Source organism: Bradyrhizobium erythrophlei (assembly GCF_900142985.1).
Lineage (GTDB): Bacteria > Pseudomonadota > Alphaproteobacteria > Rhizobiales > Xanthobacteraceae > Bradyrhizobium > Bradyrhizobium erythrophlei_B.
Window position 1 is genome coordinate 3,747,400 of record NZ_LT670849.1, and the last position, 13,723, is coordinate 3,761,122.

12 protein-coding genes and 1 pseudogene are annotated in these 13,723 nt (G+C 61.0%); 9 read left to right on the forward strand and 4 right to left on the reverse strand.

Annotated elements, in window-relative coordinates:
* Positions 1-207: 207 nt before the first annotated feature.
* From hisE to BUA38_RS17425, 4 genes are all read left to right on the forward strand, one after another.
* Complete coding sequence (gene hisE, locus BUA38_RS36220) at positions 208-777, forward strand: phosphoribosyl-ATP diphosphatase (protein WP_083587618.1); 570 nt, start codon at positions 208-210, stop codon at positions 775-777.
* A gap of 299 nt (positions 778-1,076) precedes the next feature.
* A complete protein-coding gene (locus tag BUA38_RS17415) occupies positions 1,077-2,768 on the forward strand; it encodes an NRAMP family divalent metal transporter (RefSeq protein WP_072819588.1) in 1,692 nt (563 codons plus the stop codon).
* Between the two features lie 225 nt (positions 2,769-2,993).
* The gene (locus BUA38_RS17420) at positions 2,994-3,695 is read left to right on the forward strand and encodes an MgtC/SapB family protein (RefSeq protein WP_083587619.1); all 702 of its coding nucleotides are present in this window, start codon (positions 2,994-2,996) and stop codon (positions 3,693-3,695) included.
* Positions 3,696-3,806: 111 nt separating this feature from the next.
* Positions 3,807-5,807: a carbohydrate porin gene (locus BUA38_RS17425; protein WP_338076358.1), complete on the forward strand. Its 2,001-nt coding sequence runs from the start codon at positions 3,807-3,809 to the stop codon at positions 5,805-5,807.
* Between the two features lie 162 nt (positions 5,808-5,969).
* Here the strand turns inward: BUA38_RS17425 and BUA38_RS17430 are convergent, their stop codons facing one another.
* On the reverse strand, positions 5,970-6,401 hold the full coding sequence (locus BUA38_RS17430; protein ID WP_072819590.1) for an EamA family transporter: 432 nt from the start codon (positions 6,399-6,401) through the stop codon (positions 5,970-5,972).
* A gap of 35 nt (positions 6,402-6,436) precedes the next feature.
* Entirely contained in the window at positions 6,437-7,189 is a 753-nt protein-coding gene (locus BUA38_RS17435; RefSeq protein ID WP_072819591.1) for a transporter, read from the reverse strand.
* 184 nt (positions 7,190-7,373) lie between these two features.
* Between BUA38_RS17435 and BUA38_RS17440 the strand changes: the two genes are divergently transcribed.
* The 4 genes from BUA38_RS17440 (at position 7,374) to BUA38_RS17460 (ending at position 11,634) form a co-directional block, all read left to right on the forward strand.
* Positions 7,374-8,171, forward strand: a complete 798-nt coding sequence (locus BUA38_RS17440) for a MurR/RpiR family transcriptional regulator (protein ID WP_172806039.1) — start codon at positions 7,374-7,376, stop codon at positions 8,169-8,171.
* Positions 8,172-8,194: 23 nt separating this feature from the next.
* The gene (locus tag BUA38_RS17445; protein ID WP_072819592.1) at positions 8,195-8,968 is read left to right on the forward strand and encodes a hypothetical protein; all 774 of its coding nucleotides are present in this window, start codon (positions 8,195-8,197) and stop codon (positions 8,966-8,968) included.
* Positions 8,969-8,988: 20 nt separating this feature from the next.
* A complete protein-coding gene (locus tag BUA38_RS17450; RefSeq protein ID WP_072819593.1) occupies positions 8,989-9,732 on the forward strand; it encodes a hypothetical protein in 744 nt (247 codons plus the stop codon).
* Between the two features lie 297 nt (positions 9,733-10,029).
* Positions 10,030-11,634 (forward strand): CHAD domain-containing protein, encoded by a 1,605-nt coding sequence (locus BUA38_RS17460; RefSeq protein ID WP_244553269.1) that lies wholly within the window; start codon positions 10,030-10,032, stop codon positions 11,632-11,634.
* Positions 11,635-11,722: 88 nt separating this feature from the next.
* On the opposite strand, the gene BUA38_RS17465 is transcribed toward BUA38_RS17460, so the two are convergent.
* Both BUA38_RS17465 and BUA38_RS38785 read right to left on the reverse strand, forming a co-directional pair.
* Positions 11,723-12,025, reverse strand: coding sequence for a plasmid stabilization protein (locus tag BUA38_RS17465; protein ID WP_072826196.1), 303 nt, complete (start codon positions 12,023-12,025; stop codon positions 11,723-11,725).
* Positions 12,026-12,724: 699 nt separating this feature from the next.
* Positions 12,725-13,117 (reverse strand): LysR substrate-binding domain-containing protein, encoded by a 393-nt coding sequence (locus BUA38_RS38785; protein WP_083588012.1) that lies wholly within the window; start codon positions 13,115-13,117, stop codon positions 12,725-12,727.
* On the opposite strand from BUA38_RS38785, the pseudogene BUA38_RS17475 reads away from it, so the two are divergent.
* A pseudogene (locus tag BUA38_RS17475) lies at positions 13,047-13,382 on the forward strand (transposase); the annotation flags it as partial. The gene BUA38_RS38785 and the pseudogene BUA38_RS17475 overlap by 71 nt on opposite strands.
* Positions 13,383-13,723 lie beyond the last annotated feature (341 nt).

Consider the following 13,723-nt stretch of genomic DNA (forward strand, 5'->3'; position numbering starts at 1 on the left):
CTGGATAAGCAAGGGATCAGCATGGACGAAGGACCTAGGCGTCCCGTTGCAAGCCAATCCGGTGCAGCAACGGGAACCCCCTCGGGGGACAACATCAAATTTGCAACGGCCGTGATCCAGTCCGGTCGAGGTGGCGTAGGCATCTAGTTCCTCCGCTCATCTCGATGCCGTGGGTTTCCGGCATCGGGATGAACATCGGAGGCAGTCATGGCCGACGCGATAGAACAATTTGATCTGGAAATTCTCAATCTACAGAAATGTGCGTCCCCGAAGACCGGGAGTTTGCGCGGAGACGATGAGCCGCGCCAAAGCAATATTACAGGCCGGCGGGTACCAGTTCGTCATCATGGCGCGGCCACTCCGGTATTGCAGGAGCCTGATCCCAGCGTCGAGAGGCAGCGCGCAGAGCCGAGTGAACTGGACCGCCTGTATCGGTCGCTTGCCGAGGTAACGTCAGAGACTTATCCGCGAACCGCGGGATTGCTTGCCTCGAGCACCCGCAAGGTCGCCCAAAAGATCATCGAGGAAGCTGGTGAAGTAGCGATCGAGGCCGTCAGGCATCGCACCCGAAACGTCGTTCGCGAGAGCGCTGATCTGCTCTACCACCTCGTTGCGCTGTGGCATCGCGCTGGCATCGATCCGACGGATGCTTGGATCGAGATGCGCAGGCGCGCCGACATGCTTGGCATCGCCGAAAAGCCCCCCAAAGCCTGCCGCGAAGATCGGCGTCGGCCGATCCGCGACGTCAAGCAACCGCCGGAAGGGAATGGGGCATGAGTGTCATCGACGAACGGACGGCGTCGCGAAAGCGAGGTATCGCGCCCCAAGTCGATACCGTCTTGGACCTAGCACTTCGAGAGCCCGTCATTCGAAGCGCTGTGGGCATCGTGCGCGAGAGCGCCTGTCTTCTCTATCACGTCGCCGGACTTGGCATCGCATTGGTATCAGGCCCGGAGATATCCCGGCGACAACACGTCAGCGAGCAGACGCGATCGGCCGCGCCGAACAGCGCGAATGTAATTCTTTTCCCAACTCGAAACGTCAGGCCACCGGCCAAGACTGAACAGGAGTAAACAATGACTGTCTTGAATGAATTGAGCCCGCAGACGACCGGTAACGGCGCCGGCGCTCCACCGATCCGCACCGCCGTGCTCGACAAGGCCCATCTGGGCGATATCCACGGCGCGCTCGGCAGCATTGCGGAAGACGATTTCGCGCCAAGGTCAACTTTAGGCGCGCGGTTGAAGACCCTGCTCGCGATTCTGGGGCCAGGCCTCATCGTGATGGTCGGCGACAATGACGCCGGCGCCTTCGGTACCTACACCCAGGCTGGCCAGAACTACGGCACGACGCTGCTGTGGACGCTGGTGCTGCTGATCCCGGTTCTTTACGTCAATCAGGAGATGGTACTTCGCCTCGGCGCGGTCACCGGCGTCGGCCATGCCCGACTCATCTTTGAGCGGTTCGGCAGATTTTGGGGCGCGTTTAGTGTCATCGATCTGTTCATCCTCAACGCTCTGACGATCGTCACTGAATTCATCGGCATTACGCTCGCGTTGGACTATCTCGGAGTGCCTAAGCTCTGGGGCGTCGTGGCAGCCGCTGCACTCGTCATGCTCGCGGCAAGCACCGGTAACTTCCGACGTTTCGAGCGTTTCGCGCTCACCCTCGTCGCAGGAAGTCTTCTGGTCTTTCCGGTCCTCCTTTTCATCCACCCACCGGTGGACCAGATGATCCAGGACATGATGGTGCCGAAGATGCCGCAAGGGGCGGCACTGAACGAAGTGATGCTGCTGATCATCGCTATTGTCGGTACGACCGTTGCGCCCTGGCAGCTGTTTTTTCAGCAGAGCTATGTCGTCGACAAAAGGATCAGGCCGCGATTTATCAAGTATGAGCGCGTCGATCTAATGATCGGCATCGCGATCGTGATCGCGGGTGCACTGGCGATCATGTCATTCACCGCTCAGACGTTTGCTGGTCGTCCCGAATTTGGCAATTTCGTTGATGCAGGCGCGGTATCCGCCGGCATGGAAAAGTATTTCGGGAAAGCGCCAGCAATATTCTTCGCGCTTGCGCTGCTCGATGCCTGCATCATCGGGGCATCGGCTGTGTCACTGTCCACTGCCTATGCCCTCGGCGATGTATTCTCGTGGCGGCACTCCCTTCATCGCAAGCCAACTGAAGCGACGGGATTCTATGCGATCTATTGCGGCCTCATCGTCCTCGCTGCCGTGCTCGTCCTCACGCCGGGAATCCAGCTTGGGTTACTGACCAGTGCCGTCCAGACGCTTGCTGGCGTATTGCTACCAGGCGCCACCGTGTTTCTCCTGTTGCTCTGCAACGACAAACCGGTGCTCGGTCCTTGGGTCAATTCCCGCAGGCTCAATCTCTTCACCGGCGGCGTCGTTGCCGTGCTTGTGATGCTCTCGGTTATTCTCACCGGGTCGGTTCTCTTTCCCGACATTTCCGACACGGTCATCTTGAGCATCCTCATCGGGGGCAGTGTCGTCGGGATCGTGGCGGCTCTGGGTGTCGCACTCGCGCAACGCGGCTCAAGAAAACTGGAGCGCGAAAACATCGGTTCGCTATCTGCGGCAGCAAATGTCGCCGACGACAAATGGCGCATGCCACCACTCGACCAGCTACCGCCAGCGCGCCTATCGCTTGCCTCTCGCATCTGGATGATTGTGTTGCGTGGCTATCTCATTGTCGCCGGCAGCCTGGTTCTGTTCCGCATCTTCCAGCTTGCGACGTCGGGCGCGTGATCAGGGCCTCGGTTGCAAACGCAAGACGATGGGGCGCCATCGGAGCTTTCCGGCTGGCGAGCAGCATCCTGCGCTGCGGGATGATCCAGCACCGGCAGCGCAGGATCTCACGTCGCGGTCTTCAAATCGTCTTGTCCGCGACGCGATTGCTGGAACGGCTCGGAGCATTTCTCGCTCTGGGCCGCCGCTCGCGAAAGCAGCAGGAAGTCGAAAAGGATTTTCACAGTGAACGCATCGATTGATCAAGCGGCGATCGGCCTGGCAGCGGCGACGCTGCTGGGCGCGAGCATTGGGTTCGAACGTCAGTGGCGTCAACGAATGGCGGGCTTGCGAACCAACACGCTGGTCGCAATCGGCGCCGCGAGCTTTGTGATCTTTGCGGGGTTGTTTCCCGATGAAGGCAGCCCTACCCGCGTGGCGGCGCAGATTGTGTCCGGAATCGGCTTCCTAGGTGCGGGAATCATCTTTCGCGAGGGACTTCACGTCACCGGCCTCAACACCGCGGCTACTTTGTGGTGCTCGGCGGCGGTGGGAATGCTCGCAGGCGCTGGGCATTCGCTACATGCGGCGCTGGCGACCAGCTTTGTCATTCTCGTCAACCTGCTGTTGCGACCATTGGTTCGGCTCATCAACCGGCAACCGATCACGCAGACCGAAACAGACTTTCACTATCGCGTCCGGGTCGTCTGCCGAAATCCGGAAGAGGCGCATGTACGAGCTTTGCTCTTGCAGAGCACGAGCAACGGACAACTCAGCTTGCGGCGGCTCGACAGTACCGACCTTGAGGACAGCGGGCGTGTCGAAGTCGTCGCGCAGCTGTCGGCTCATTCGAAGAGTGACGCCGTTCTCGAACAAGTGGTTGGCCGCCTCAGCTTAGAAGCAACCGTGTCAGCCGCGAGCTGGAGCGTCGGAACAATCATTGAATAGTCACTCACAAAAGCGATCAGAGTAATGAGGAACGTGATGAAGCGGATCTGTATAATTGGAAGCACGACTTGGGTTGCTCTTGCGACTTGTCCTTTCGCGGCGGCGGCCGATTTGCCGGTTTCCTATCCCGTGAAGGCGCCGCCCGCCGCAATCGACTATGACTGGACAGGCTTTTACGTCGGCGGCCATATTGGCCTTGCGACCGGAAACTCGGGCTGGACGCTCGATCCGCTCAGCGGCGGCGCTCCGGTTACAGGTTCCTTCGGACTTTACCAATCGCCCAATGCATTTAAGGAAAGCGGGAGCTGGTTCGAGGGCGTGCAAGGCGGCTACAATTGGATGCTCAAGGATCGCGTGGTGTTGGGCGTCGAGGGCGACGGCTCGTTTCCCACGTTCTCCGACCCGGTCTCCGGTCTGACCATCGGCGGTATCTCGAATTTCACCTCGCCAACTTTCGGCGCCGGAACCTTCAGCGAAAAAGTATTAGCGTCGGGCACGTTACGTGGCCGTATCGGCTATGCGCCGGGTCATTGGCTGTTCTATGCCACGGGCGGGCTGGCCTGGACCTATGATCAGCAGGAGTTGACGCAGAATGCGACCGGCAATGTCGAAGACCGTTTCGTCTGGCGCTTCGGGTGGGCGCTAGGTGCCGGCATCGAGACGGCGATCGCGCCGAACTGGACGGTTCGCGGCGAATATCTCTGGACCGATTTTCCATCGTTCAGCGAAAACTTCCCGCTGTCGGGCCAACACGTCAGCTCCGGGCTCTCGGAACAACAGTTCCGCCTGGGGTTCAACTACCGCTTCGACGATCCGTCGCGGCCGGCAACCTCGGCGCCATCGCATTTTGCAGCCAACGACATTTTCGCCGTGCACGGGCAGACGACCTTTACCTACCAGGGGTACCCGTCGTTCCGCGCACCCTTTGACGGGCCAAACAGCCTCTCCGGCGGCGGCCAAACGAGAGAGACGTTCGATGCGACGCTCTCCATCGGCGTCAAGCTTTGGCAGGGTGCCGAATTCTGGGCCAATCCGGAGATCGACCAGGGCTTTGGTCTTTCCTCCACCCATGGCGTGGCCGGCTTTACGAGCGCCGAAGCCTACAAGATCGGTTCGTCCACGCCCTACGCCCGCCTGGACCGCGCTTTCCTGCGCCAGACCATCAACCTCGGCGGCGACACCGAAAAGGTCGACAACGACTTTTATCAATTCAAGGGCACGCGCTCGACCGATCGCCTGGTCTTGACGGTCGGCCGTTTCGCCGCCGTCGATATATTCGACACCAACCGCTACGCCAACAATCCGAAATCGGACTTCCTGAACTGGTCGCTGGTCAATACGGCCAGCTTCGACTACGTCGCCGATGGCTGGGGCTACACCTACGGCGCGGCCGCCGAATGGTATACCGGGCCCTGGACCCTGCGCGCGGGCGTGTTCGATCTCTCGGCTACGCCGACTGGCGGCAATAGCCCCGAAGGGGTGGCGCTCGACCCCACCTTCCATCAGTTCCAGTTGGTCGGCGAAATCGAGCGGCGTTACGACCTCTGGGGCCAACCGGGCAAGGTCAAGATCACCGGCTATCTGAGCCGCGGCAACGCCGGCGATTTCAATGATGCCATCGCGCTTGCGGCGGCAACGGGAGGGCCGGCCGATATCAATGCCGTGCGCGCCTACACCAGCCGCCCGGGCGTCAGCCTCAACATGGAGCAGCAGATGAATGACAATTTCGGCCTGTTTCTCCGCGCCGGCTGGGCCGATGGCAATACCGAGCCCTGGGATTTCACCGATATCGACCGCACCGTGTCGGGCGGCGTCTCGATATCAGGCAGATCATGGGGCCGGCCGGACGACACGATCGGCATTGCCGGCGTCGTCAACGGTATCGACAAGGCCCACATCGCCTTCCTGAACGCCGGCGGACTCGGCATCCTGATCGGCGACGGACAATTGACGAATTATGGTTTGGAGCAGATTTTCGAGGCCTATTACAGCTATGCGCTGAATTCGTCGACCAAGCTCACCTTCGATTATCAATTCATCGCCAATCCCGGCTACAACGCCGACCGCGGCCCGGCCAACGTCTTCGCCGGCCGTGTGCACTGGCAGTTCTAGGTATCTGCACGAACGACGCTGAATAACCCGGGTGCGTACATGGTCGCCTAAGTCGGGCATGTCTGCCTGGGTACATTTTAACGTTTGCGCATGGATCCGCGGTTTTCGCCGCCGGGCGACGTCACTGGCGTCACCGGCGGCAGGCTCTGACGGCGTGCGTGGTCAAGCCTTGATGGCGATGATCACCGCGCCTGCTGTAATCAGACCGATGCCCATCCATCCCGTTGCTGAGGGACGCTCTCCCAGGAATGCGAATGCAAAGAGAGCGACAAGCACGACGCTCAATTTGTCGATCGGTGCGACCATCGAAGCGGGGCCAAGCTTCAGTGCGCGGAAGTAGCAAAGCCAGGAAGCTCCCGTTCCGAGGCCCGAGAGAATGAGACAAGTCCAGGTTCGTGGCGAAATCGGACCCGACGTCGCGAACTGGCCTGTGGCAAATAGCAAGACGAGGAAGCTTAAGAGGACGACGACAGTCCGGATGAATGTGGCGAGGTCCGAGCCGATGTTCTCGACGCCGATCTTCGCAAAGATAGCCGTGAGGGCCGCGAACACCGCGGACAGTAGCGCCCATAGCTGCCAGGATTCGAGTGTCATCCACTTTCCTTTGCCGTCAGCGGCGTCATCAACGGTCAGAACGTGAAAAGCACGGAGGCGTACCAGGAAACCTGGTTGGTCTCGTTGGTATTCTCGATTCCGCGACTGACATAGCCGAGTAGATGATAGTTATCGTTTAGATCGTAGCGCCATCCGACGCCGAGGCTGGTCGTCGCGGGTGTAACGCTGGAAACTGCGGTCTGGTGGAACAGTTCGGCGCCGATCTGAAGTTTGGGTAGGAGCTGATAGGTGACGACGCCGCCCACTTCGCAGAAGTCGACGGCACGGAACTCGCTGAGCGTGCATCCACCGCCGCCGAACGCCGACCAACCGCCGTTCCAGTCCTTCTGAACCCAGATCGGCAGCAGCAGCGACGCGTGATTGTCGCCGACGAGGTTCGAACCGCTTGGAAGGAAGATGCGCGGGAAGATGCTGACGTCGAGCCCGAACCCGTCCTGATGAAGAAAACGGTACTTGGCGGCGAGCTGCACGTTGCTCCAACCGACATCGGTGCCACCGCCGACAGGCCGGTCAAATCCTTCCGGTAGGGTTGCCGTCAACTGGAGGTCGGGCGCCGCTCCATAATTGAAGTCAATCCCGCTCTGACCTGTGGTGCCGTTTCGCGTCGCCGTACCAAGATTGAACGTGTAGATCTCGAAATGCTGGTAGTCGGTCGGCTCCGGATCGTCGGAAATATAGGGCGGCCCCGCGATAACGGGCTCCGCGAGCAGGGCCAGGAGACCGCAGCAAATCCACCATCGCATCACGCGTCCGCCGCGAACCGCCATTGATGAGAAATCCCTTGAAATGCGAGGTATGTAGTATATGCTACACGATGTGATGTCGAGGTAGTTTTGCTACTCGGCGATGATTGGGAGCGCCGCCTTGGCCGTTGATGCCGCCGTCGATGCTGGCAACTCGCTCGGCTCCGTGCTGCGAAGCGCGAACCAACTCGGCGCCGCCGGCCGGCGGGTGGCGAAGTTCATCGACGAGAACCGGCAGATCGTACTGGCCAGTTCAGCCGCCGCCTTGGGCGCACGCATCGGCACCTCCGACGCCACCGTGTTGCGCACCGTTCAGACGCTGGGATTCGCCAGCCTGGCCGACCTCAAAAGAGCAATCTTAAAATCAGGTTCGATCTCGACACCGGCCGACGACATGCGCCGAACTTTAGTCGACCTGGAAAAGGCCACCGGGCACGCCCTCGATGGAATCCTGCAGGCGCACGCCGAAGGTCTGGACGTTTTGCGGTCGGCGAGATGCCGCGCCCAGATGGCCGCAGCGGTTCGCGTGCTGGATGGCGCCGAACGCATCGCCGTCTTCGGGATTGGCCCGTCAGCGGCTCTTGCGACCTATGTTTCGACGTTGCTCGCGCGAAATGGCCGCCGCAGTCGCACGATCGGTGCGACCGGATCCATGCTGGCCGATCAGCTTCTCGATCTCGCCAAGGGAGACGTGCTGCTCATCCTCGCGTATGGCCGTCTGTACCGGGAAGTGAAGGCCGTGTTCGCGGAGGCCAAAGCCCTGGGTCTCCCGAACGTTCTCGTTACGGAGGCGGATGACACGCCGTTGGCGAAGCTTGCTGATGTCTGCGTCGCAATTCCTCGCGGCCGTCCGGGGCAGGTGGCGCTGCACGGAGCGACCCTCGTAGGCCTGGAGGCTCTGGTGCTCTCACTGGCCGCCGCGAGGCCGGAAGCCGCTCTGGCCTCGCTCGATAATCTCAATCGGTTGCGACGCTCAACTGAAGTTCAGACCAAGACCGCGAAGTAGTGTTCGGACACGAGAGTATCCCCATGGACGACAAAATCCAACGCAGCAAGGTCCCCGAAGTCACGTTCTTGTTCTGGATCGTCAAGGTGCTGGCCACGACCCTCGGCGAAACCGGCGGCGATGCCGTTTCGATGTCCATGAACCTCGGTTACGCCGTCAGCAGCCTGATCTTCATTGGCATCTTCGTGGTCGCGGTGATCGCGCGGATCGCCGCGAAGAAATTCCATCCGTTCCTATACTGGTTCGTCGTGATCGCGACCACGACAGCGGGCACGACTATGGCGGATTTCGCCGACCGGTCGCTCGGCGTCGGCTACCCCGGCGGCGCTACGCTGCTGTTCGTGCTGCTGATGGCCTCACTTGCCGTCTGGTACTGGTCGGCGGGATCGGTCTCCGTCAACACGGTCTCGACGCCGAGAATCGAGACGTTCTACTGGGTGGCGATCTTGTTCTCCCAGACTCTCGGCACGGCGCTCGGCGACTGGATGGCCGACACCAATGGACTCGGTTACGAAGGCGGCGCGCTGGTGTTTGCCGCCGGTCTGGCGCTGATCGCCGCAGCGTACTTCTTCACCACGATCTCGCGGACGCTGCTGTTCTGGGCCGCTTTCATCCTGACTCGTCCGCTTGGCGCCACGCTCGGAGACCTGCTCGATAAGCCGCTTGGCAGCGGCGGTCTCGCATTCAGCAGGTTCTATGCGTCGGCGATCCTGGCCGCCCTCATCATCGGATGCGTGGCTTTCCTGCCGCAGCGCGCGGGCGTGCACCCTGGCAAACCCCAACCGACCGGCATGTAGTCAACAGAGAAAGAACTCGCATGCAGCCGATACATTTGCCGACCCTTGGCGCGCGCTACTGGAGTGCGCTGTGCCTTGCCAGCATCTTCGGCGCCAACATGGGCGATCTCTTTGCGAGAAATCTGGGCCTTGGCCATGTGGCAGGCCTGCCGTTTCTCGCGGTCGCCCTGGCCATCGTGATCGTCGTCGAACGATTCGACCGGTTTCAACATGAAATCTACTATTGGATCGCGATCATCATCGTCCGAACCGCCGCGACCAACTTCGCCGACTTCGCCGCCGGTGATCTGAAGCTACCGAGGGTCTGGGTCATGGCGGGATTGACGGTACTGCTCGTCGCGGCGCTCTGGCTGACATGGCAGTTCGCCTGGCGGCGGCTCGCGAACAAGACGGACAACGTGCTTCGCGCCGACTTTGGATATTGGATCTGCATGTTCATCGCCGGAACATTGGGGACGGTCATCGGCGACTTCTGCTCCCATAACTTGAGGCTCGACGATGCGGGAGCGGCCGTCGCGCTATCGCCCATCGTCGTCGTGCTGCTCCTAGTCGGATGGTGGGGTGCGCTCCGCCTGCTTCCGTTCTACTGGCTGACGGTCGTTGCAATCCGCGCAGCGGGGACCGCCGTTGGTGACCTCTTCTCGGGTCGGAACATGCTTGGTCTGCCAATGAGCACGGCGGTGACAGGCATCCTGTTTGTTGTGCTCCTGTTGGTATGGAAAGAATCCGGAACGTCACAACGGCCGGCGGTGGCGAATTCTTGAGTTTCGACAGGGATTGATCCGGGCGACGCACGAGGAAGTCCATTGGACGCCTATCTCTGAGGCGACAACGGTGCGAGCCATGGTCCCCAGCGCGCTTGACTGGCTTCAGCAGGGCATTCGGGGCAGTGTCGCCGATGGTATCCAGCACGTCGCGAACTGCGGCGACGGCCTCGTCTGGAGTGACCGCGGCGGAGGACCTTCGCGCGCAATCTGAAGTGCGCGCTCTCGGGCGTGTGAGCCGGCCCGGTCCGTGCATCCCAGCCGTGCTGACAACTGGGATGAGTGTGCAGGCTTGCGGTGAAACCGGAGCCGCGTCACATCCGGGGCGGATCGTTTTTCCCCGATCAAAGTTGTCGAGAAAGGAGGCGAACCACTGACATGGCGATGAATATCGAGCCCGAACTGAAATTTCGATTGTCGCGGCGCAAACTAGCGTCCCTGGCCAACGGGCGCATCGCCGGTACGAAGACAGGCCCCCGTGCCGAGAACGATCTGGTTTCCACGTATTACGATACCAAAAAGCACAAACTGCGCCGTCACGGCCTCACGCTCCGCGTCAGGAGAGCGGGCGACGAATATGTCCAGACGATCAAAGCGGCGCGCATGGGGAGCTTTGCGCGAAGCGAGTGGGAGGAGAAGGTCGAGAGCCCAGCGCCCGATTTCCGAAAAACGAAGAAGACCCCGGTCTCCTCGGTCACGACCAAGAAGTCGCGACGCAAAATGCAGCCTGTTTTCAAGACGTCCGTCCGTCGTATCACCAGGCCTCTTAATATCGGATCGAGCCAGGTGGAATTGGCCGTCGATCGCGGCGATGTGTCCGCGGGCCGACGGAGCAGCCCGATCGCCGAATTCGAAGTCGAACTCAAGCGAGGCCGGACAGCCGATCTCTTCAGGCTGGCCAGAAATTGTCAGCGGAAGACCGGCGGTGAGCTCGATCTGCGATCCAAATCAGAGCGGGGGTATCGGCTGGCGGACGGCGATGACCGGACGGCAGCCCGAGCCGAACCAATCCAGCTTCGCTCGGAAATGACGGTCAGGGAAGCCTTCCATGTCATCGCCTATTCGACGCTGCGGCACCTTTCCTCGAACGCCGACGGCGTGCGGTCTCTCGATTCCGAAGCCGTCCATCAGATGCGGGTGGGGCTGCGCCGATTGAGGGCCGCTATCTCTCTTTTCAAATCCAGTCTGCCTGGACCCAGTACGGCGAAGATCAAAACCGATCTGAAATGGCTGACGAACCAACTCGCGCCCGCACGCGAGATCGACGTACTCCTCCGGGAGAGGATTCGGCCGTTGCGCCATGTCGCGGACCCGCAACGGGGCGCACGCGCGGTCGAGAAGGAGTTCGCGGACCGGCGTGAAAAGGCGTTCCGGCACGCTCGAAAAGCGCTGCAGACGGATCGCTATCGCGACCTTCCGCTCGACGTACTGGAGTGGCTTGAGACGCGAAGAGCGAGCGAAAGAGGCGTAGCGGAGCTACCGGTCGCAGAGTTCGTCGTCGGCCTTTTCCGGGGTCGACTCCGGAAGGTGAGGAAGGAGGGCCGTGATCTCGAAAACTTGTCCGCTTCCGAACGTCACAAACTGCGCATCAAAATCAAGAAATTGCGGTATGCGGTCGGGTTCTTCGAAAGCCTCTATGCGGACGCGGAGCGGAAGGAGCTTGCGCGGTTCTCCGGACGCCTGAAGAAACTGCAGGAGGCCCTCGGCGCCTTGAACGACTTCATCGCGCACCGCAAAATAGCGACGGATGCCGCGCTGAACGCTCCTTCGGAGAATCGCCGGGCGCGCGCCTTCGCTTCCGGCGTCCTGATAGGACAGGAGCACGAGGCTGCGAAGAAGCTGATGAATACGGCTCGCCGGGAGTTCGAGCGCCTGAAGCCGCTTAGGGCAAAGCCGGACTGAAGGCGGTCATCCGTCGCCGACTTCTGCAGGCCGCTACGCTCGGGCGCCTCGGCCGCCGCTCGTCGTCCCACGCTGCCCGCCGCCACGCTCAGGCCGCGTTTCGCTTTCTGGTTCGGGCTGCCTTCTTCGCCGACCGCGAGCGCTCGGCCGCGGGCCGCTTCGCCGCTGCGGCGCCGCCGAGCCGGCCCCCCTTGCGGGACGGCGAGTGGTTCTCCTCGGTACCCCGTCCGGATCCGCTCTTCTTACCGCCGTGTGTCTCCTTGTTCACGGTCGCCCAGGCGCGCCGCTCGGCCTCCTTGTCGGGAACGCCACGATGTTCGTAGCTTTCCTCGATATGCTCGGCTTGGCGCTTCTGCTTGTCGGTGTAGCTGGATTTGTCGCCACGTGGCATTGCGGCCTCCATCGGTTGCTCCGACGACCAGAACGGCCAAGGCTCGGATGAGTTCCTGTGACGGCCGCGGCCGACCAATCTTGGGTCCCAAACCCATCACAGCGCCCAGCGCCCAGCGCCAAGTGCCCGAGTGGCCGTTCTATCGCAAGGGCTGCAGACAGGGTGCCACTACCCCAAAACTGGATTGCCGTTCGAGCGCGGCTGTCTCGCCCCAACGATGAGCGAGCAGGTCTATCCACAGTCCAAGGTCTTTGCCCTGATCATGCTCTGGTACGAACCTGCGGACGATCCGGATTTCGACTAAGACGGCGAGCGCACGGCCAGGGAACGATTGAAGCATCGGGGGAAGTTATGGTTTCTTCGCGTCAACAAATTGTGCCCGTTTCGAAGGCATGACTGCGTTTTATCGATTCCTCTTTCGACGGCAGCGCATCACGCAGGAACGTAAGATTCCCCGCGCGCGGCGAAACTCCGATCTGAGTTGAAGTTCCTGACCTCCGAAGGATTTGACGACACCTCTAACCAACTGCGATAAGCTTCGACTTTGAAGCGCACCAAGTCTGCTGCTAGGCCCGTCAGCGAAGTAGCAGCAGGTCTTATTGAGGTCAGCTTACTGGGGCATATCGGACCAGTCTTGCTACGTTAGAGTTCTTCGCATTTTGACGGGAGCCCGAAAGCATCATTGCGAGGAGTCCGCTCTCAGAGGCGAACCCGATCTTCGTCGGCAGAGAATTTCGGCCTAAGCTCCTTCGCCGCACACTCGACAAAAGCCCGGGTAGCCGGCGCCATCCCACGTCGACTCGTGAATACCATATGGACGATGCTGTCCGGCGCACGCCAAGCTGGCAAGATGTGCACCAAGCGCCGAGTGGCAAGAGCCTCCCGGACATGGATCTCCGGAAGCAACGCGATCCCCGCTCCATCTAAGGTCGCCTCCAAAAGAACTTGTAGGTCGCCAAAGGCAAGCCTCGGTGTGAAATCTATATGGGCCTCTTCGCCGTCCTCGTGCCACAGAGTCCATCCGGCGAGCATCCAGGATCGCGACGGCGGCGGACCGCTTCTGCGGGCTTCGCGCCGGATCTTCCCGTTCATCCAGCGGGTCTTCGCCGACAGCGGGTATGCTGGAGAGAAGGTCGCCAAGGCTACCTTGATCGCGGTCGAGATCGTGCGCAAGAACCCCGATCAGGTCGGCTTCGCTGTTAACCCGCGGCGCTGGGTCGTCGAGCGGTTCTTCGCATGGATTGGGCGCAATCGGCGGCTGGCAAAGGACTTCGAGGCCACCATCGACTCCGCGCGCGCCTTCCTCTATGCCGCTTCCGTCATGCTGCTCGTGCGTCGGATCGCTCTTGCTTCATGACTTTCGAAACCGACTCTTAGTGCGCCTCGGTTAATCTTCGATTTCGGCCAGTCCGGAACGAGATCGCGGCGAGAACTCCACCGATGATCTGCCCGGTAAGCGCGTGCCAACTTTCCTAGCACCGCTCTACCACCCATATGCTGTCCATACGTTGCCCTCGAAGGGAAGGTCGGCTTGCCAGAGCAATTCAGCCTCTTTGCCAATAGATTATCGGGGGCCTGAAAGGTCTGCGATACGCCGAGGAGTTCGTCTCGCCGACAGCGGAGAAGAGTCTGATCGGACACATAATAAATTCCGATCTACCGAACGGTCCGCTGCTCACTGGCCAGGATGAAGTGATC